Consider the following 20574-nt stretch of genomic DNA (forward strand, 5'->3'; position numbering starts at 1 on the left):
CTGGACGACGACGCCCACGAGCTGGCGCAGCGGGAACGTTACGAACGGCGCCGCGCGGCCCTGCTGCCCGCGCTGCGTTCGGCCGGCTTCGCCATCGACCATTCCGAAGCCGGCCTCTATCTGTGGGCCACCCGCGGCGAGCCGTGCCACGACAGCGTGGCCTGGCTGGCGCAGCGCGGGATCCTGGTGGCGCCGGGTGATTTCTACGGCCCCCGCGGCGCGCGGCACGTGCGGGTTGCGCTGACCGCCAGCGACGAGCGGATCGCCGCCGCGGTCCAGCGGCTCGGCTAGCCCCGCCCGAACCGAGCGGCCCGCCCGAACCGCCCGGGCATCCGAGGCGGGCGGGCGTGCACAATGCATCTTCAGGCGTTTCACGTTCTCGACCTCGGGTAAGGACGGTGCTCGTGACCAGTTCGACCGGCAAGATGCGCATCCCGCTCTCGTTTGGGGACATCGCCAGGCGGGTGTTCCTGGGCAAGCCGTTGATCACCGAGGACATCGCATCCGAGAAGTTATCGAATGAGGTTGCGCTGGGCGCACTTTCGCCCGACGCGGTCTCCTCTGTCGCGTATGGGCCCGAGCAGATCCTGATCGAACTGTTGCCCCACGCGGGGCTGGCCGCCTTCCTGCTCCTGCTGCCCGTCACCGGCGTCATCCTGCTCATCCTGATCCTGGTCGCCGCCTCGTATCGCCAGGTGGTGATGGCCTACACCCGCGCCGGCGGCTCGTACATCGTCGCGCGGGACAATTTCGGGCCCCGGGTGGCGCAGATCGCCGCCGCGGCGCTGTTGATCGACTATGTGGTCACGGTCGCGGTGCAGTCGGCGGCCGGGACCGTCGCGGTGGTCTCGGCGATTCCCGCGCTGGGCCCGTACAGCCTCGAGCTCACGGTCGCCGTGGTGCTCGCCATCTGCTACGCCAACCTGCGCGGCCTGAAGGAAGCGGGATTGCCGTTCGCGGTGGCGACCTATTCCTTCATCGTCATGGTCGGCCTGACCATCGTGGTCGGCGTCATCCGCGCATTCATGGGCAATCTGCCCATCTACGATCCCGCCCACATGCCCGGCACCGTGCCGGTTCACCAGGGCAACGGGTTGGTGCTGGGCGCCACGATTTTGGTGCTGTTGCGCGCGTTCGCCAACGGTGGTTCGTCGCTGACCGGGGTCGAGGCCATCTCCAACACGGTGGACTACTTCCGAAAGCCGCAGGGCCGCAACGCGCGCCGAGTGCTGACCGCGATGGCCACCATCCTCGGCCTGCTGCTGGCCGGCGTCGCCTACCTGGCCCACGTCACCCACGCCACGCCGTACCTGACCGAGTACCCGTCGGTCTTGTCGCAGATCGGCCGCGCCGTCTTCGGCAACGGCACGACCGGCGACGTCTTCTACGTTCTGGTTCAGGCGGCCACGGCCGCCATCTTGTTCACCGGCGCGAACACCAGCTTCAACGGTTTCCCGGCGCTGGCCAGTTTCGTCGCCGAGGACCGCTTCCTGCCCAGGCAACTCACGAAACGTGGCCATCGCCTCGTGTTCTCGAACGGCATCATCACCCTGACGGCGCTGTCGGTCGCGTTGCTGGTGGCCACCGGCGGCTCGGTGAACGCACTGGTGCCGTTCTACGCGATCGGGGTGTTCACCGGCTTCTCGATGGCCGGCTACGGGATGACCAAACACCATCTGACGCATCGGGAGCCGGGCTGGCGACGCCGGCTGGCGATCAACCTGTCCGCGGCCATCCTGTCGACGATCGTGGTGGGCATCTTCGCGGTGGCGAAATTCACCGAGGGCGCCTGGCTGGTGGTCATCGTGTTCCCGCTGCTGGTGTTCATGCTGACCCGGCTCAACCGCGAATATCGGGCCGAGGCAGCCATTCTCGAGATGTTCCGCACCGATCGCCCGGAGTTGGTCAAGTACGCGCGGCACCGGGTGTTCGTGTTCGTCGACTCGGTCGACCTCGCGGTGATCGAGGCGTTGCGGTACGGCCGGGGATTGCGCGCCGACGAGTTGATCGCGGTGCACTTCATGGTCGACCCGGCCCACGCGGCGCTACTGCGAAAGCGTTGGGACCACTTCGAACTCGACACTCCGCTGCGGATCGTGGATTGCCCGGACCGCCGGATCAGCCGGGCCGCCCAGCTGCTCGTCGCCAAGGCGCTTGACGAGCACGCGCGCACCAACGTGACGGTGCTGCTCCCGCGCCGGACATTCGCGCGGCTGCTGGGCCGGGTGCTGCACGACCGCACCGCCGACAAGATCTCGCGCGCCGTCAGCCTCATCCCCGACGCCGCGGCGACGATCGTGCCCTACGACGTCGAGTCGCGGATCAGAGAGGCCTACCCCGACACCTTCGAGCAGCGGATCGGGGAGGGAATCGACAAGATCGAGGCGTGGGTGTCCCAGGACGAGGACCGGAAGGTCGACGCCTACGAACACCCGGAGCGGCCGCGATCGGTGATCATGGTTGCCGGGCTGATCTCCGGGCAGCGTGCCAGCGTCGAGGGGCGGGTCAGCGAGGTCGAAGACGTCACGACCCGCGGCCGGACCCACCGGCAAATCGTCCTCGGGGACAGCACCGGCGAAATGACCGTTACCTTCCGCCCGGGCCACGGTGGCGCCGACATCCAGCCCGGTCAGGTGCTGCGGATCACCGGGAGGGCCCGCCAGACCGGCACACGGGCCATATCCATGCTCGATCCTGAATATCACGTCATCGAGGATCCGGCGAAGGACGCGGAGTCCGACGACGCCGAGCAAACCAGCGATACGTAGCCTGGGCGCCCGGTCACCCGGCGAAGGCGAATCGCCCTGCAGGCAACCGGATTTCGATTGACATCGCGGATTGGCGCACGCGTCGAGGTGCCGCAGCGCGGCGGAACCGGGAACGGGTCGACCGTTGGTATCCGTTTCCACCTGGGAATGGGGCTGCCGGCCGGGCGTCGTTGGCCCCGGTGGGTTCCGGATCCACGCAATTGCGTAGCCACGACGCGAGTTTCGTCATACTCGGGACGTTTGGGCCCGTTTTTTCATACGCCGAGCCGAAATTGTTTACTCCCGCTAAGCTGACGTCGTTTGAATGTAAACTGACGTGTGCATAATTACGTTTGGACACGTGAGAAGAGATGGTGCGCGCGGATGCTCAGGGCGTCGTCGCGCACCCGCACGGCTATCGAACGTCCAAGGTAGCCGGGCGAGGATAGGGGACCCGCACGTTGCGTGCCGCAAACGCCACACCCGTTGCCGTCATCGGAATGGCCTGCCGACTCCCCGGTGGCATCGATTCCCCGCAACGCCTATGGGAGGCGCTACTGCGCGGTGACGACTTCGTTGGCGAAATCCCCGCCGATCGGTGGGATGCGGATCTGTTCTACGACCCCGAGCCCGGCGTACCCGGCCGGTCGGTAACCCGCTGGGGCGCGTTCCTTGACGACGTCGGCGGCTTTGACTGCGAATTCTTCGGGATGACCGAGCGCGAGGCCACCGCGATCGACCCGCAACACCGCCTGCTGCTGGAAACGTCGTGGGATGCCATCGAGCAAGCCGGCCTGGACCCCGCGTCCCTGGTCCAATCGCAGACCGGCGTGTTCGTCGGCCTGACCCACGGCGACTACGAACTGCTGTCCGCCGACTGCGGCGCGGCCGAAGGTCCGTACGGGTTCACCGGCACCAGCAACAGCTTCGCCTCCGGGCGAGTCGCCTACACGCTCGGACTGCACGGCCCGGCGGTCACCGTCGACACGGCGTGCTCGTCGGGGTTGATGGCCGTCCACCAGGCGTGCGGCAGCCTGGGCAGCGGCGAATCCGACCTCGCCCTGGCCGGCGGCGTCGTGGTCACCCTGGAACCGCGCAAGTCCGTTTCGGGTTCGCTGCAAGGCATGTTGTCGCCGACCGGCCGCTGCCACGCGTTCGACGCGCGCGCCGACGGCTTCGTGTCCGGCGAGGGTTGCGTCATGCTGCTGCTCAAGCGGCTCGACGACGCGCAACGCGACGGCGATCGCATCCTGGCGGTGCTGCGCGGCACCGCGGCCAATCAGGACGGCCGCACGGTGAACATCGCGGCGCCCTCCGAAACCGCTCAGGTCGCCGTCTACCAAAAGGCCCTGGAGATCGCGGACGTCGACGCGGCCACGGTCGGCCTCGTCGAGGCGCACGGCACCGGCACCCCGGTGGGCGATCCGATCGAATTCGCCAGCCTGGCCACCGTGTACGGCACCGCCGGCCCCTGCGCCCTGGGATCGGTGAAGACGAACTTCGGTCACATGCAGTCCACGTCCGGGCCGCTGGGGCTGCTGAAGGCGATCCTCGCGCTGCAGCACGCGGTGGTACCGCAAAACCTGCACTTCACCCGGTTCCCCGACGAGATGGCCCGGATCAAGACGGATCTCTTTGTGCCGCAGACTAATACACCGTGGCCCACCAACGGCCACCACCCGCGACGGGCGGCGGTGTCGTCGTACGGGATGTCCGGCACCAATGTGCACGCCATCCTGGAACAGGCCCCCGAACCAGCGCCGGCGCGGGCACCCGACGGACCGGCGGGGCCGCTGCTCTTCCCACTGTCGGCCACGTCCGCCGAGCAGCTGCGCGTCACGGCCGCCAGGCTGGCGGCCTGGCTCGACGAGCACGGAAGCGCAGCCCTTGGCGGTGAAAGTTCGCCCGGCCTAAGGGATCTGGGTTACACGCTGTCGCGCCGGCGCGCGCACCGGCCGGTGCGGACCGTGGTCTCGGCGAGCACCCTCGACGAACTGGCCACCGAGCTGCGCACCGTAGCCGACGGCGACATCCCGTATGAGCCGGCGGTGGGACAAGACGACCGCGGACCGGTGTGGGTGTTCTCCGGGCAGGGCTCGCAATGGTCGGAGATGGGCGCCGAACTGCTGGCCAGGGAGCCGGTTTTCGCCGCGACGATCGCCGCCATCGAGCCGTTGATCGCCGCGGAATCGGGCTTTTCGGTGACCGAGGCCATGTCGGCGCCGGAGCCGGTGGCCGGCATCGACAGGGTGCAGCCGACGATCTTCGCGATGCAGGTCGCGCTCGCCGAGACGATGAAGTCCTACGGGGTGCGTCCCGGCGCCGTCATCGGGCACTCGCTCGGCGAATCCGCGGCCGCCGTCGTCGCCGGGGGATTGTCGGTCGCCGACGGTGTGCGCGTCATCTGCCGTCGCTCGAAGCTGATGGCGCGGATCGCGGGCAGCGGCGCGATGGCGTCGGTGGAACTGCCGGGACAGCAAGTGCTGTCGGAACTTTCGATCCGCGGCATCTCCGATGTCGTGCTGTCCGTGGTCGCGTCGCCGACATCGACCGTCGTCGGCGGTGACACCCAGACCATCCGCGACCTGGTCGCGGCCTGGCAGCAGCAGGACGTGATGGCGCGCGAGGTGGCGGTGGACGTCGCCTCGCATTCGCCGCAGGTGGAGCCGATCCTCGACGAGCTGGTCGAGGCCCTCGCCGATCTGCAACCGATGACGCCCGAGGTCCCGTACTATTCCGCGACGCTGTGGAACCCGCGCGAACGGCCGTCGTTCAGCGGTGACTACTGGGCCGAAAACCTGCGCTACACCGTGCGATTCGCGGCCGCCGTGCAGGCCGCCCTCAAGGACGGGTTCCGCGTTTTCGGTGAGCTGGCGCCGCATCCGCTGCTCACGCACGCCGTCGAGCGGAACGCCGGCAGCCTGGACATGCCCATCGCCGCCCTGGCGGCCATGCGCCGCGAGCAGGAGCTGCCTCTAGGCTTGCGCGGCTTCGTCGCCGACGTGCACAGCGCCGGCGCCCTGGTCGACTTCTCCGTTCAGTACCCGACCGGCCGATTGGTGGAGGCCCCGCTACCGACGTGGACGCACCGCAGGCTGATGCTCAGCCGCGAGGCGAAAGAGCAGGTGCACGGCGCTTCGGTCCAGGCCGTCCACCCCCTGCTGGGCGCCCACGTACATCTGCACGAGGAACCCGAGCGTTACGTCTGGCAGGGCGAGGTGGGCACCGAGGCCCACCCGTGGCTTGCCGATCACCAAATCCACAGTGTCGCCGCATTTCCCGGCGCCGCCTATTGCGAGATGGCGCTCGCGGCCGCCCGCACCACCCTGGGGGAGGGCGCCGAGGTCCGCGACGTCAAGTTCGAGCAGACACTGCTGTTGGACGGCGAGACGCTGGCGTCCTCGGTGGCGACGGTCGCCGCGCCCGGGATCCTCGACTTCAGCGTGGACACCCACCAGGAAGGCGAACGCATCCGCCGGGCGAGCGCGGTCCTGGATGGCGTCGCCGCGGACCACGCCGACGCGGCCCAGCCGCAGCGGCCCGCGCACGATCTGGCAACGCTGATCGCCGCCCACCCGTCCCGCATAGACGGCGCGGAATTGCGAAAAGCATTCGACACCGTGGGAATTCAGTACGGGCCCGCGTTTTCGGGCCTGGCGGCGGTGTCGGTCGCCGACGGCGAGGTCACCACGGTGCTGGCCGAAGTCGCACTGCCGGGCGCGATCCGCTCCCAGCAGTCGGCCTACGTCGCGCACCCGGCACTGCTCGACGCGTGTTTCCAATCGGTCGCCGTTTCGCCCGAGGTGCGCAAGGCCGGGGGTCTGCTGTTGCCGATCGGGGTGCGCAGGCTGCGCAACTATCACTCGACCCGCAACGCGCAATACTGCCTCACCCGGGTCACGTCCTCGCGGCCCGGCGAATGCGAGGCCGACATCGACGTGTTGGACCAATCCGGGACGGTGCTCTTGAGCGTCGAGGGCCTGCTGGTGGCCGGCACCTCCGAGCACGAACACGCCCACCGGCTGCTCAACGAGCGGTTGTTGACCATCGACTGGCAGCCCCGGGAACTGCCCGACGGGGCGCAGGGCGAGCCCGGCTCCTGGGTGCTGCTCACCGCGTCCGAGGGTCACGACCCGCTGACGACGCGGCTTGCGGACATGCTGAATTCCGATGGCGCGCACTGCAGCACGGTTTCCGTACCTCTCGGGTCCGCCGATACCGCACCACTGCGGTCGCTGCTGTGCGGCGGTGACCAGCCCAGCTCCAACGGTCACGGGCCGCTGAAGGCGCTGACCGGTGTCGTCGTGGTGACGGCCCCCGAGGGCGCGGACGACCCGCAGGCGCAGCGGCGCGGCCGGGATCACGTGTCGCACCTCGCGGCCATCGCCCGCGAACTCTCGGAGCTGCCCGGGGAATCGCCGCGGCTGTACGTGCTGACCCGAAACGCCGCAAGCGTGACCGCCGGTGATGTGGCCAACCTGGCGCAGGCCGGGCTGCGCGGCCTGATGCGCGTGATCGACTCCGAGCATCCGCATCTGAGCGCCACCCAGATCGACGTGGACGACGCGACCGACCCCGAACGGGTTGCGCTGCAACTGAAGAGCGGCTCCGAAGAAGACGAGACCGCCTGGCGTGGTGGCCAGTGGTACACCGCCCGCCTGCAGCCCGGCCCGCTTCGCCCGTCCGAGCGGCGCACCACCGTCGTCGATCACGGGCGTGACGGCATGCGCCTGCAGATCCGAACCCCCGGAGACCTCGAATCGCTGGAGTTCACCGCGTTCGACCGGCCGCCGCCCGGGCCGGGGGAGATCGAGGTGGCGGTGACCGCGACGACCATCAATTTCGCGGACGTCCTTGTCGCCTTTGGTCGCTATCCCACATTCGAGGGCTACCAGCAGCAGCTGGGCGGCGACTTCGCCGGCGTGGTGACCGCCGTCGGACCGGGCGTCACCGAGCACCAGGTCGGCGACCACGTCGGCGGGATGTCGCGCAACGGATGCTGGGGCACCTTCGTCATCGCCGACGCCCGGCACGCGGTCACGCTGCCGCCCGAGGTTCCGGCCGACGTCGCCGCCGCGGTCCCGACCGCGTCCGCGACCGCGTGGTACGGCCTGCACGATCTGGCCCGCATCTCGCCGGCCGACAAGGTCCTGATTCATTCCGGGACGGGCGGCGTCGGCCAGGCGGCCATCGCGATCGCCCGGGCCGTGGGTTGTGAGATCTTCGCGACCGCGGGCAGCGCGCAGCGACGGCAACTGCTGCGCGACATGGGTATCGAGCACGTCTACGACTCGCGCAGCACGGAGTTCGCCGACCAAATCCGGTGCGACACCGACGGATACGGTGTCGACGTGGTGCTCAACTCGCTGCCCGGCGCCGCGCAACGCGCCGGAATCGAACTGCTGGCGGTGGGCGGACGGTTCATCGAGCTGGGCAAGCGTGACATCTACGGCGACACCCACCTCGGGCTGTTCCCGTTCCGTCGCAACCTGTCGCTGTTCGCCGTCGACCTCGCGCTGCTGACTTTCAGCCACCCGCAAACGGTTCGGCGCCTGCTGACCACCGTGTACCAGCGCACCGCCGCCGGCGAGCTGCCGTTGCCGCACACTACGCACTACCCGATCCACGACGCGGCCGCCGCGGTGCGTCTGGTCGCCGGCGCGGGGCACACCGGCAAGGTGGTGCTGGATGTGCCGCGGGCGGGAAGCAGCCTGGCGGCGGTGCCGCCGGACGAGGTGCGGCCGTTCCGCCCCGACGGCGCGTACATCATCACCGGTGGAATCGGCGGCCTTGGCCTGTTCCTGGCCGGCCAGATGGCCTCGCGAGACGGCAAGGAGGGTTGCGGGCGGATCGTGCTCAACTCTCGCTCGCAACCCAACGAGCAAGCGCGCGAAGCCATCGAACGACTCCGCGCAGCGGGGGCCGACATCGCGGTGGAGTGCGGCGACATCGCCGAGCCGCAGACGGCCGAACGGCTGGTGGCGTGCGCCACCGCCACCGGGCTACCGGTCCGGGGGGTGCTGCACGCCGCGGCGGTCGTCGAGGACGCCACCTTGACGAACGTCACCGGCGAACTCATCGAGCGGTGCTGGGCGCCAAAGGTTTACGGCGCGTGGAACCTTCATCACGCCCTGCTGGAAGAAAAAACCGGGCAGCCGCTGGACTGGTTCTGCTGCTTTTCGTCCGCCGCCGCGCTGGTGGGATCGCCGGGCCAGGGCGCTTACGCCGCGGCCAACAGCTGGCTGGACGCGTTCGCTCACTGGCGTCGCGCCCACGGCCTGCCGACCACCTCGATCGGGTGGGGGGCGTGGTCCGAGGTCGGCCGCGCCACGGCCCTGGCCGAGGACGCCGGCATCGCGATCACGCCGGCCGAGGGTTTTCGCGCATTCGACACGCTGCTGCGTTACGACCGCCCGTACTCCGGCTACGCGCCGATCATGGGCACGCCATGGTTGACGTCCTTCGCGCAACGCAGCCGCTTCGCCGAGGCGTTCGGATCTTTGGGTCAAGGCAAACCGGACACCGGCAGGTTCCTGGCCGAGCTGCAGGCGTTGCCGCGCGAGGAGTGGCCGTCGGCCATTCGCCGGCTGGTATCCGGTCAAATCAGCCTATTGCTGCGGCGCACAATCGATCCGGACCGGCCCTTGTCCGACTACGGTCTGGATTCGCTGGGGAACTTGGAGCTGCGCACCCGCATCGAAACCGAAACGGGTGTGCGCATCAGCCCCACCAAGATCACCACCGTCCGCGGTCTGGCGGACCATCTGTGTGACGAGCTGGCCGATCTGGAAGCCGCCCCGTCAGCCCCCTGACCCGCAGGCGCCGTTCAAGCGGCCGGATGCGACGCGGCCGCTGTCCACAAAAACTCCCCTAAGTTGACCATCTTTACTTGTGGACTGGTTCTGATCCGGATTGATTGATAAACAAGATGGTGAAGGTATGTGGCCAGGTCGGCGCGCCCGTGCACGGCGCAACGGTGTGAACAGGAGCTGGAATTGGCGAATAACATCACCTGGCACGACCATCAGATTTCTCGCGCGGCACGTGAAGAACTCAATGGTCACAAGGGCTGCGTTATCTGGTTCACCGGGCTGAGCGGAAGCGGCAAGAGCACGGTGGCCAACGCCGTCGAGCAAAAGCTCTACGAGCGGGGCGTCCGCAGCTTCCTGCTGGACGGGGACAACGTCCGCTATGGGCTCAACGCCGGCCCGGAACTGCTCGAAGAGCGGCACGGAACCGAGTTCGCCAAGCGGTTCGGGCTGGGGTTTTCCGCCCAGGATCGTGAGGAGAACATCCGCCGCATCGGCGCGGTCGCGAAGCTGTTCTGCGAGTCCGGTGTCATCGCGCTGACGGCGTTCATCAGCCCGTACGTTCGCGATCGTGACGCCATCCGGGCCACCCTGCACGACGGCGATTTCCAAGAGGTCTTCATCGACACCCCGATCGAGATTTGCGAGCAGCGTGATCCCAAGGGGCTCTACAAGAAAGCCCGGGCCGGCGAGATCAAGGGATTCACCGGAATCGACGATCCCTACGAGGCCCCGGCGCGGCCCGAGCTGCGGCTCGAAGGCGGCGACAAGGACGCGGACACGCTGGCCGGGGAGGTGATCGCCCATCTCGAGCGGGTGGGTGTCATCTCACGCGAAACGAGGTCACTTTCATGAGCTACCAAGGTCATAACGGGAAGCCGATCGTGGAACGAGTGTCCACGGAAAATGCGGCGAGCCAGATCGAGGGGCTGCCGCACATCCCGATCTCGAAAGCCGCCGCGCACGAGGTGATCAGCCTCTCCTACGGTTTCTTCACCCCGCTGACGGGGTTCATGGCCCGGCGCGAAGTGGATGGGACGCTGGACAAGCTCCAGTTGCCCGACGGCACGCTGTGGAGCATTCCGATCGTCTTCGATCTGTCCGCGGCGGACGTCGAGAAGTTCGGGGTGCAAGAGGGCCACAGCGTTGTTCTCGAGTATCTCGGCGCCCCGATGGCGCTGTTCGAGGTTTCCGAGATCTACGAATACGACCTGCAGTACATGGCTGAAAAAACCTACGGCACAACCGATCCCCGGCACCCGGGCGTCAAGAAGACGCTGGCGTACGCGGATCGGTTCATCGGCGGCGACATCACGCTCATCAACGAGCCGGTGTTCAACGAACCCTTCAAAAGCTTCTGGCTCACTCCGAAGCAGCACAAGGACACTCTGGCGAAAAAGCAGTGGAAGCGCGCCGTCGCCCACCAGACCCGCAACGTTCCGCACACCGGTCACGAGGCCCTGATGAAGCAGGCCTGGCTGGCGGCGAACGAGGACCAGCCCGTCGACAAGCTGCACACCGGCGTTCTGGTCAATGCGATCATCGGTCAGAAGCGCGTCGGGGACTACATCGACGAGGCAATCCTGTTGGCGCAGAACGAGTTGAGGGCCAGCGGGTATTTCCGCGAGGACGTCCATCTGGTGTCGTTCACACTGTGGGACATGCGCTATGCCGGGCCCCGGGAGGCCATCTTCCACGCCATCCTGCGGACGAACCTCGGCTGCACGCATCACATGTTCGGACGGGACCATGCCGGCGTAGGCGACTTCTACCACCCCTACGATTCCCAGAACATCCTCAAGCAATACCGCAGCGAGCTCGGCATCAAACCGGTGTTCCTGCGCGAGAACTGGTACTGCCCGGTGTGCCAGGAGGTCACCAACTCGGCCCTGTGCGGCCACGACGATCAATCACAAAGCTTCAGCGGCAGCCTGATTCGAAGCATCCTGACCGACGAGGTCAAGCCCACCCAAAAGGTGATGCGGCACGAGGTGTTCGAAGTCGTGATGGACAGCGCCGCCAAGTACGGCCAGGGTTCGCCCTTCGTCACCGAGGAGTACCTGAAGGACCGGTTGCCGGTCTTTACGCTGAACCAATTGGAGAACTGATGACCAACGGCGGTAAGAAGATCAAGGTCAACGTCTGGATCAACGAGGAACGGCTGGAAGCGCTGGCGAACGCCGGAATGGCGGACAAGGCGATCGAGGCGTTCGCCGGCATGAAGCTACTCGAGATTTACACCACCGAAGAGCAGAAAGACGCTCTCCTGCAGCGTTTTCCCGGGGCGAAGTACGACTCGGCCACCACTGGATCTATCGAGCTGCTACCGAAGCAGGCCAAGGACAGGCTGCTCGAGCTGTCCATCAAGATGCACTCCACCGGCCCCGACGTGCTGCGGCACTTCCTCGAGGAAGCCCAGACGGCGAACAGCCAGTAGGGCTACGCGTCCAACCGGACGAACTGTTGGCGGCGGTACTGTTCTACGCATGCGGCCCGCCGGATCTTGCCGCTGGTCGTGGTGGGAATCGATCCCGGCGGCACTAGGACCAGGTCGGCGACGTTGAGCCCGTGCGAGTTCGATATCGCCGCGGTGACATCGTTCTTGACGATGTCGAGCTTGCGCAGCGCGTCCTCGTCGGAATCGCCGCGCTTCTTGAGTTCGATGATGGTCACCAGCTTTTCGGTCTCGTCCACCGCAACCGAGATCGCCGCCACCCGGCCGCCGGTGATCCGTTGCACCGTCGACTCGATGTCCTCGGGATAGTGGTTGCGGCCGTAGACGATCAGCAGATCTTTCATCCGGCCCACGATGAACATCTCGTCCTCGGAGATGAAGCCGAGGTCGCCGGTGCGCAGCCAGGGATCCCGTTGATTGGCGGGCGACGGATCGGCCAGGATGCCGCCGAAGGTGCGCTGCGTCTCCTCGGGCTTCTGCCAGTAGCCCCCGGCGACGTTCTCGCCGTTGACCCAGATTTCGCCGACCGTTCCGGCCGGGCACGGTGCGCTGGTATCGGGGTCCACGATCCGCACCGTCGGCGACGTCGGTGTGCCGTAGCTCAGCAGCGGCGTGCCGGTCTCCGCCGAACATCGCCGCGCGCTGCCCTCCGACAGTTTTTCCGGTTCGAAGTGGACGACCGCCGGGCCGCCGGCCTTGGCGCGGCTGGCGACATAGACCGTCGCTTCGGCCAGACCGTAGGAGGGCTGCATCATGTCTTCGCGAAAGTTATACGGGGCGAACCGTTTGCAGAACCGGTCGAGCGTGGCGGGATGGATCCGTTCGGCACCGCTGACGATGCTGATGACGTTGCCCAGGTCGACTCCGGTCAGGTCGGCCTCTGATGTCTTGCGGACCGCGAGTTCGAAGGCGAAGTTCGGCGCGGCGGAGAAGACCGGATTGGGTTGGGACATCGCGTGGATCCAGCGTGCCGGGCGTTGCAGGAACGCGACCGGGCTCGTCAGGTCGCCGCGGTACCCCCCGAGGATCGGTGCGATGACGCCCTGAACCAAACCCATGTCGTGATAGAAGGGCAGCCACGAGACGCAGACGGTGCCGCGCGGGGCCACGCCATTGAAGTCGGGAAAGTATGCGGCCATCAGTTGCTGGAAGTTCACCGCAAGGTTGCGGTGCGAGACCATCACCCCGGCCGGAAGACGCGTGGAGCCCGACGTGTACTGCAGGTATGCGATGTCCGGTGCTCCGCTGATCCGGATGCTCGACGAATTCGGTCCGTCCAGGTCCAGCGCGTCGACGGCGATGACGGCGGGGCCGGGGCCCTCGGTGCCCGAGTCCGGGCGGTGCAGGTAGGCGTCGACGATCGCGGCCGACGCCGACGTGGTGAGAACGACGGCGGGTGTGGTGTCCGCCAGGACGGCGGCCACCCGCTCATCGTGCGAGCCCGGCTGCGGGACCGAGAGCGGGACCGCGATCAGCCCGGCCTGTATCGCGCCCAGGAACGCCACGATGTACGGGAGACCCTGGGGGGCAAGGATCACGGCCCGGTCCCCGGTGGTGCTGTGCCGCCTGAGTTCGTGCGCAACGTTCAGGCTGCGCTGATACAGCTGTGCCCACGTCAGCGTCTCGGTGACGCCCGCCCAGTCCTGCTCGTAATCGGTATACCGGAACGCCACGTCGTCGGGCTGCAGACCTGCGCGTTCCCGCAGCAGGGAGACGACGGACGAACTGTGCATGCGGGTTAGGGTACCGCTTCTGGAGTTTCGCGCACGGCGACCGGCAAGCCGGCGGGCGGGAGCGCGTCAATGACTTTCCAGTACCCGCAATCCCAGCGAAAACAGCAGCCGCACCTCGGGATCGGCCAGCGACGTCGACAATAATTTCTCGATCCGGCGCACCCGGTAGCGGACCGTATTCGGATGCACGCGCAGCGATCGGGCGGCGGCGGCGATGTCGCCGAAGGCATCCAGATAGGTCCGCAACGTCTCGGCCAGCACCGGATCGTCGTTGCGCAGCGCCACGATCCGCGGATCGATCAAGCGTTCGTCGCCACCGACCAGGGTCACAATTTCGTCGAGCAGGACGGCGGTACGGGCTTCAGCCAGCGACGTCACCTGACCGAACGAAATCGGGTGCCGCTCAGCGGTGTCCAGCACGCGGTCCACCTCGAGGCGCGCGGCGGCCACCCCGGCAAGGCCCGCCACCGGCGCGGCGATGGCCGCCCGCAGCTGCACCCCGAGTTCGGCGCGCATGGCGCCGATGGTGCCGCGCACCCACGAGGTGACCGACCGATTGTGGGTCTGAGAAAGGAGAACATACGTTCGCGAGCCGACCGAGGCGACCTGGGCGTCGTGACGAAAAGCGCTGGCGCTCAAGGCAATAACATCGGCGAGCCGGGCGTGACGAGGTGAACCGTCGGCCGCGTCCCAACCGATCAGGGCCGCGTCGCCGTCGGCCGCGAGACCGAGTTCCCGGGCGACGGCGGCCACGTCGACGCGCGCAACGACTTCCGCGTCACCGAGGCCGAGGAGCTGCTGTACGCGCCGGGCGTGGGTGGATGGCCGGGCCGCCAGGCGCGACATGATGCGGGCGGCGAGCACGGCGGCGCCGCGCAACATCTCCTCGGCGTCGTCGGCCAGCGGTTGCGAGCCTTGCTGCACCCAGATGGTTCCGGCGAACACCGGCGGTCGCCGCGCATCGGGCCCGGGCCGGTAGATCCCGATGGCCAGTCGCGGACGCAGGCCCAACTCGGGTCGCTCGGCGACGCGGACCACCTCGGTGCCCGAACGCAGCGCATCGAAGATGCCCCACTGGCCGATCCACTCGAGATGCTCGGGCGGTCCCGCCCTGCCCAGGATGGAAAGGCGGCGCAGTTCGTCGGCTTCGTCGTTGGAGGCCGAATAGGCCAGGACGTGCGATTGCGCGTTTTCGATGCTGACCATGCCGTGGATGCGGTCGGCGAGCGACTGCGCCAAGCCGAACAGGTCGGTGCCCGAGTCGTCGGTTGCGTCCGCGCGGTCCCCGTGATGCTCCAGGACGTGGTTGACCAGTTGATAGAGCCGCTCCCAGCGGGCCCGGGGATCGACGGCCACCACCGCCGATCCGCCCGCAACGGCCTTGGCCACCAAGGCGTTCGACGGTCCTTTGACGAAGACGGCCACCGGCACACGTTCGCGCGCCTGCTTATCCATCCACCGCAACGCCTCGTCGTCGGCGATCCCCAGCAGGAAAAAGACGTCGGCGTTACCCGCCGCGGCCGCCAGCCCGAGCCGCACGTCGTCGGAGTCGATCAGGGCCGCCGACCCCACCGGCAGGTCCAGGCCGCGGGGCGCGTCGACCAGGCTCACCAGCGTCGCGTCCAGCGCGAGCAGCAGCTGCCCCAGCCCGACCCCGGCCATGTTGTCCGATTTTACTACCAATCCCACCCCGTCTTGTCCGATCGGCTAATTCTCTGCGGGACCGCCGCGAGGATCCTTGCAGCATGGACGCGATAACCCAGGTCCCGATGCCGGCCAACGAGCCGGTCCACGACTATGCCCCGCACTCCCCGGAACGCGCCCGTCTCGTCGCCGAGCTGGCCGCGCTGGCCGCGCATCCGATCGACCTCCCGCATGTCATCGGCGGTGCGCACCGGATGGGCGAGGGCGAGCGTGTCGACGTCGTCCAGCCGCACCGGCACGCCGCGAAGCTGGGCACCCTGACCAACGCCGGGCGCGCCGACGCGACGGCCGCGATCGACGCCGCGATGGCCGCGAAAAGCGTCTGGGCGGCAATGCCGTTCGATGAGCGGGCCGCGGTGTTCCTGCGCGCCGCCGACCTGCTGGCCGGGCCGTGGCGGGAGAAAATCGCCGCCGCGACGATGCTCGGCCAATCCAAGTCGGTTTATCAGGCCGAGATCGACTCGCCGTGCGAGCAGATCGACTTCTGGCGATTCAACGTGGCGTTCGCGCGACAGATCCTGGCGCAGCAGCCGATCAGCGGACCCGGCGAGTGGAATCGCAGCGAATATCGCCCGCTGGACGGCTTCGTGTACGCGATCACGCCGTTCAACTTCACCTCCATCGCCGGCAATCTGCCGACCGCGCCGGCGCTGATGGGGAACACGGTGGTGTGGAAGCCATCGGTCACCCAGACGTTGTCGGCGTACCTGACCATGCAACTGCTCGAGGCGGCGGGGCTGCCGCCCGGGGTGATCAACCTGGTCACCGGCGACGGCCTCGCCGTTTCCGACGTGGCACTGGCCGATCCGCGGCTCGCCGGCATCCACTTCACCGGGTCGACCGCCACCTTCCAGCATCTGTGGCAGCAAGTCGGCGCCAATATCGGCCGCTACCACAGCTATCCGCGCCTCGTCGGCGAGACCGGCGGCAAAGACTTCGTCGTCGCGCATTCCTCAGCGCGCCCGGAAGTGTTGTGCACGGCGCTGATCCGCGGCGCGTTCGACTATCAGGGCCAGAAATGCTCGGCGGTGTCACGGGCATTCATCGCGCAGTCGGTGTGGCGCCGCATGGGCGACGATTTCCTGGGCAAGACGGCCGCGCTGCGTTACGGCGATGTCACCGACCTGACGAATTACGGGGGAGCGCTGATCGATCGGCGCGCCTTCACCAAGAACGTCGACGCCATCGAGCGGGCCAAGGGCGCGGCGCACGTCACCATCGCGGTCGGCGGCGAATACGACGACAGCGAGGGGTATTTCGTGCGCCCCACGGTGCTGCTGTCCGACGACCCGACGGACGAGTCGTTCGCGACCGAATACTTCGGCCCGCTGCTGTCGGTGCACGTATACCCCGATGCCGACTACGAGCGGGTGCTCGACGTCGTCGACACCGGGTCTCGGTACGCGCTGACCGGCGCGGTCATCGCCGACGACCGGGAGGCCGTGCTGACCGCCCAAGACCGGCTGCGGTTTGCGGCCGGCAACTTCTACGTCAACGACAAGCCGACCGGCGCGGTCGTCGGGCGCCAGCCGTTCGGCGGCTCCCGTGGCTCGGGCACCAACGACAAGGCCGGATCGATGCTGAACATGTTGCGCTGGACGTCGGCTCGCACCATCAAGGAGACCTTCATCCCGGCGACCGACCACACCTATCCGCATATGGGCGCCGACTGATGGCCGGACTGTTCGCCACCACCCTGCGCCCGGCGATCCTGGCGGCGAGCCGCCGTGACGGGTTGCGCCGCACCGCCGAACGGCTGTCGGTCACCCGCAAGGTGGTGCACCGGTTCGTCCCCGGAGACACGATCGACTCGGTGCTGAACAACGTTGTCGGTCTGCGTGATTCAGGCCGCTTCGTCAGCGTCGACTATCTGGGCGAGGACGTCACGAGCGCCGACGACGCCGACGCGGCGGTGCGGACCTACTCCGATCTGATCGGGCGCCTGGGTGGGCTCGGCGCGACCGGTGACCTGGTCCGGCCCCTGGAAGTCTCCGTCAAACTCTCGGCGCTGGGACAGTCGCTGGAACGCGACGGGCACAAGGTCGCGCGGGAGAACGCGTGGTCGATCTGCGACGCCGCCCAGCGGGCCGGCGTGTGGGTGACCGTGGATGCCGAGAACCACACCACCACCGATTCGACGCTGCGCATCGTGCGCGACCTGCGGACCGAATTTCCCTGGCTCGGACTGGTTTTGCAGGCCTATCTGCGGCGCACGCTGGAGGATTGCGAGGAATTCGCCGCCTCCGGCGCCCGGGTCCGGTTGTGCAAGGGCGCGTATGACGAACCCGCCGCGCTGGCCTACCGCGATCCCGCCGAGGTCATCGACGCCTACCTGGGTTGCCTGCGAGTGCTGATGGCCGGCTCCGGCTACCCGATGGTGGCGTCCCACGACCCGGAGATCATCGGCGCTGTGCCGGAGATGGTGCGCGAATCGGGGCGCAGCACCGGCCAATTCGAGCACCAGATGCTCTACGGCATTCGTGATGACGAGCAGCGACGCCTCGCCGCGGCCGGCAACCAGCTGCGGGTGTACGTGCCGTTCGGCACCCAGTGGTACGGCTACTTCATGCGGCGGCTCGCCGAACGGCCGGCCAATCTGGCGTTCTTTCTGCGGGCGCTGGCGCGGCCGTGACGGTCGCAAGCGCGGCGAGGCCGGGCGCAGCGGGCCGTCACTACATTCGGGGCCATTGAGTGTGAACCCTGGGCGGCGACACGCCGATAATCGCCGCCCGGGATTCACACTGAAAGCAAAGGATTCACACTCGACACGCTCATTGACCGCGCCGCGGGCGCGGGCGGTCATTGGCGAAGCCGCGCACCACGTGGGCGCGAACGAATTCCGCCGCCACGTCAGGATCGTCCATGTCCAGCGTCGAGGACGGCGTGCTGAAGAGTGAGAACAGGATGCGGGCGAACCATTCACCGGCGGCCTCGATGTCGAGGTCCTTGCGGACCTCGCCGGTGCGCCTGGCGGCCGACAGGTAGGGGGCGAAGAACTCGACACATTCGCGCAGCAGCACGGCGGCGTCCTTGGTCAGCAGCAGGCTGATCGCATCCTCGTCGAAGTACTTCTCGGCCGCGATGGCCCGCCGCGCCTGGGTGACGAAGACCGCTGCCGCGCACAGCTTGTCCTCCAGGGTGCTGCCGCGGTCCATCGCCTTGGTCATCTCGCGGTAGAACCGCTCGGATGCGTGTTCGGCGCACGCCTCGACGATTTCGGCCTTGTCGGAAAAGTATTCGTAGATGGTGCTGCGCGACACGCCGGCCCGCCTGGCGATATCGACGATCGTCGTCTTCTGCAGTCCTTGCTTGCCGAAGCACGCGAACGCGGACTCCACGATGAGCTCGCGGGTGTCGGTCACCTGGGTCGGCTGAGTCGTCACGGGATCAACGTTCCTCCGGGCGTGGGGCCGGACAACGGAATTCGGTCGGCTCGATGGGGCCGCCGAGGGCCGTCAGGAGCGCGAGCATCGGCATGACGGACCCCTCAGCCGGCCGGCGCGAGTATCAGACCACTGGTCGGCACGCCGGTTCCGGACGTGACCAGGACGTGCTCGACGTTGTCGACCTGGTTGTGCGAGGTGCCGCGCACCTGGCGCACCCCCTCGGTGATGCCGTTCATGCCATGGATGTAGGCCTCGCCGAGCAGGCCGCCGTTGGTGTTGATCGGGAATTCGCCACCCAGCGACAGCCTTTCGACCGTGGCGAAGTCCTTGGCCTCGCCGCGCCCGCAGAAGCCGAGCTCCTCGAGCTGGGTGAACACGAAAGGCGTGAAATGGTCGTAGATGAAGGCGGTTTGGATGTCTTGCGGCTTGAGGCCCGAGTCGCGCCACAGCTGCCGGGCCACCACACCCATCTCGGGCAGCCCGGTGATGTCATCGCGGTAGTAGCTGGTCATCATCTCGCCGTTGTGTGCGGCACCCTGGGCGGCCGCGGTGATGATGGCCGGCGGCTGCCGCAGGTCGCCTGCGCGTTCGGCGCTGGTGATGACCAGCGCAACCCCGCCGTCGCTCTCCTGGCAGCAGTCCAGCAGGCGCAGCACGGGTTCGACGATCCAGCGCGAATTCTGGTGGTCCTCCAGGGTGATGGGGCGCTGGTAGAACCAGGCGTCGGGGTTGGTCGCCGCGTGCTTGCGGTCAACGACCGCGATCCGGCCGAAGTCCTCGTTGGTGACGCCGTACGTCGACATGTAGCGCTGGGCGTGCACCGCGACCCAGGCCGCGGGAGTGAGCAGTCCGAACGGCGCGTAATGCGCCATGAACAACGGTGTTTCGGCCATGCTGCGCCCGCTGCCGCCGAACCGGAAGCCGGATCGCTCGTTGAACGCGCGCCAGCACACCACCACGTCGGCGACGCCGGTGGCGACGGCCATTGCGGCGTGCACGACGGTGCCGGCGGCCGCGCCGCCGCCGTGGTGCACGCGGGAGAAGAAGCTCAGGTCGCCGATGCCCACGTTGCGGGCGATGTCGATCTCGTCGCTGGAATCCATGGTGAAGGTGACCATGCCGTCGACGTCGCTGGGCGCCAGCCCGGCGTCGTCGAGTGCGGCGCTGACCGCCTCGCACGCCAATTGCAGCTCGCTGCGCCCGGATTCCTTGGAGAACTCCGTCTGTCCGATCCCGACGATGGCCGCGGCGCCGGGCAGCGAGTTGCTCACGCGCCCGCTCCGTCGAGAAGGCTGAGGATTGCGGTGCCGGACACATGGTCGCCCAGGCTGTTGGCGCCCGCGAACGTCACCTCGACGAAGTTCTCGCCGTCTGCGCCCTCGGTCTTGCCGGTGACGGTGCCGGTGAATCGCAGCGGGTCATCCGGAAAGCACGGCACGCCAAGGCGAATCGACAGCTTCTTCACCATCGCCTCGGGCCCCGCCCAGTCGGTGAGGAAGCGCACGCAGTAGCCGTTGGTGGTCAAGATGTTCATGAACAAGTTGGGCGAACCCTGCTGCTTGGCGTAGTCGCGGTCGTGGTGCACCGGCATGAAGTCCCGGGTGGCGATCGCGCCGGCGACGATCATCGTCGTGGTGATCGGGATGTCAAGCGGCGTGACCTCGTCGCCGACCGCGATGTCTTGCCATCGTAGGGTCGTGGTCCGGCTAGAGGTGGTCGTCATGCGGATCCTTCCGAATA

13 protein-coding genes are annotated in these 20574 nt (G+C 67.8%); 8 read left to right on the forward strand and 5 right to left on the reverse strand.

Annotated features, from left to right (window positions below):
- From A5688_RS07285 to A5688_RS07310, 6 genes are all read left to right on the forward strand, one after another.
- The coding region (locus tag A5688_RS07285; protein WP_347503079.1) for an aminotransferase class I/II-fold pyridoxal phosphate-dependent enzyme at positions 1 to 291 on the forward strand (291 nt) is incomplete at its 5' end.
- A gap of 113 nt (positions 292 to 404) precedes the next feature.
- Complete coding sequence (locus tag A5688_RS07290; RefSeq protein ID WP_067913855.1) at positions 405 to 2768, forward strand: amino acid permease; 2364 nt, start codon at positions 405 to 407, stop codon at positions 2766 to 2768.
- A 440-nt stretch (positions 2769 to 3208) separates the two neighbouring features.
- Positions 3209 to 9559: a sulfolipid-1 biosynthesis phthioceranic/hydroxyphthioceranic acid synthase gene (gene pks2, locus A5688_RS07295; RefSeq protein ID WP_067913817.1), complete on the forward strand. Its 6351-nt coding sequence runs from the start codon at positions 3209 to 3211 to the stop codon at positions 9557 to 9559.
- A 183-nt stretch (positions 9560 to 9742) separates the two neighbouring features.
- The gene (cysC, locus tag A5688_RS07300) at positions 9743 to 10411 is read left to right on the forward strand and encodes an adenylyl-sulfate kinase (RefSeq protein ID WP_067913858.1); all 669 of its coding nucleotides are present in this window, start codon (positions 9743 to 9745) and stop codon (positions 10409 to 10411) included.
- Positions 10408 to 11664 carry a sulfate adenylyltransferase gene (gene sat, locus A5688_RS07305; RefSeq protein WP_067913820.1) on the forward strand — a complete coding sequence of 419 codons (1257 nt, stop codon included), beginning with the start codon at positions 10408 to 10410 and terminating at the stop codon, positions 11662 to 11664. Before cysC ends, sat begins: the two co-directional genes overlap by 4 nt.
- Positions 11664 to 11993 (forward strand): DUF6955 family protein, encoded by a 330-nt coding sequence (locus tag A5688_RS07310; RefSeq protein WP_067913823.1) that lies wholly within the window; start codon positions 11664 to 11666, stop codon positions 11991 to 11993. Before sat ends, A5688_RS07310 begins: the two co-directional genes overlap by 1 nt.
- Before the next feature lie 2 nt (positions 11994 to 11995).
- On the opposite strand, the gene fadD21 is transcribed toward A5688_RS07310, so the two are convergent.
- Together fadD21 and A5688_RS07320 are read right to left on the reverse strand one after the other, a co-directional pair.
- Positions 11996 to 13744, reverse strand: coding sequence for a fatty-acid--AMP ligase FAAL21/FadD21 (fadD21, locus tag A5688_RS07315; RefSeq protein ID WP_067913826.1), 1749 nt, complete (start codon positions 13742 to 13744; stop codon positions 11996 to 11998).
- A gap of 66 nt (positions 13745 to 13810) precedes the next feature.
- On the reverse strand, positions 13811 to 15406 hold the full coding sequence (locus tag A5688_RS07320; RefSeq protein ID WP_067913829.1) for a PucR family transcriptional regulator: 1596 nt from the start codon (positions 15404 to 15406) through the stop codon (positions 13811 to 13813).
- An 83-nt stretch (positions 15407 to 15489) separates the two neighbouring features.
- On the opposite strand from A5688_RS07320, the gene pruA reads away from it, so the two are divergent.
- Together pruA and A5688_RS07330 are read left to right on the forward strand one after the other, a co-directional pair.
- A complete protein-coding gene (gene pruA / locus A5688_RS07325; protein ID WP_067913832.1) occupies positions 15490 to 17121 on the forward strand; it encodes an L-glutamate gamma-semialdehyde dehydrogenase in 1632 nt (543 codons plus the stop codon).
- Entirely contained in the window at positions 17121 to 18080 is a 960-nt protein-coding gene (locus A5688_RS07330) for a proline dehydrogenase family protein (protein ID WP_067913835.1), read from the forward strand. The genes pruA and A5688_RS07330 overlap by 1 nt, the downstream gene beginning before the upstream one ends.
- Positions 18081 to 18219: 139 nt before the next feature.
- Here the strand turns inward: A5688_RS07330 and A5688_RS07335 are convergent, their stop codons facing one another.
- The 3 genes from A5688_RS07335 to A5688_RS07345 form a co-directional block, all read right to left on the reverse strand.
- Positions 18220 to 18831, reverse strand: a complete 612-nt coding sequence (locus A5688_RS07335) for a TetR/AcrR family transcriptional regulator (protein ID WP_067835759.1) — start codon at positions 18829 to 18831, stop codon at positions 18220 to 18222.
- A 104-nt stretch (positions 18832 to 18935) separates the two neighbouring features.
- On the reverse strand, positions 18936 to 20105 hold the full coding sequence (locus tag A5688_RS07340; RefSeq protein WP_067913838.1) for a lipid-transfer protein: 1170 nt from the start codon (positions 20103 to 20105) through the stop codon (positions 18936 to 18938).
- Entirely contained in the window at positions 20102 to 20557 is a 456-nt protein-coding gene (locus tag A5688_RS07345) for a MaoC family dehydratase (protein WP_067913841.1), read from the reverse strand. The genes A5688_RS07340 and A5688_RS07345 overlap by 4 nt, the downstream gene beginning before the upstream one ends.
- Positions 20558 to 20574: the final 17 nt, after the last annotated feature.

The organism is Mycobacterium mantenii, assembly GCF_001667865.1.
Lineage (GTDB): Bacteria > Actinomycetota > Actinomycetes > Mycobacteriales > Mycobacteriaceae > Mycobacterium > Mycobacterium mantenii_A.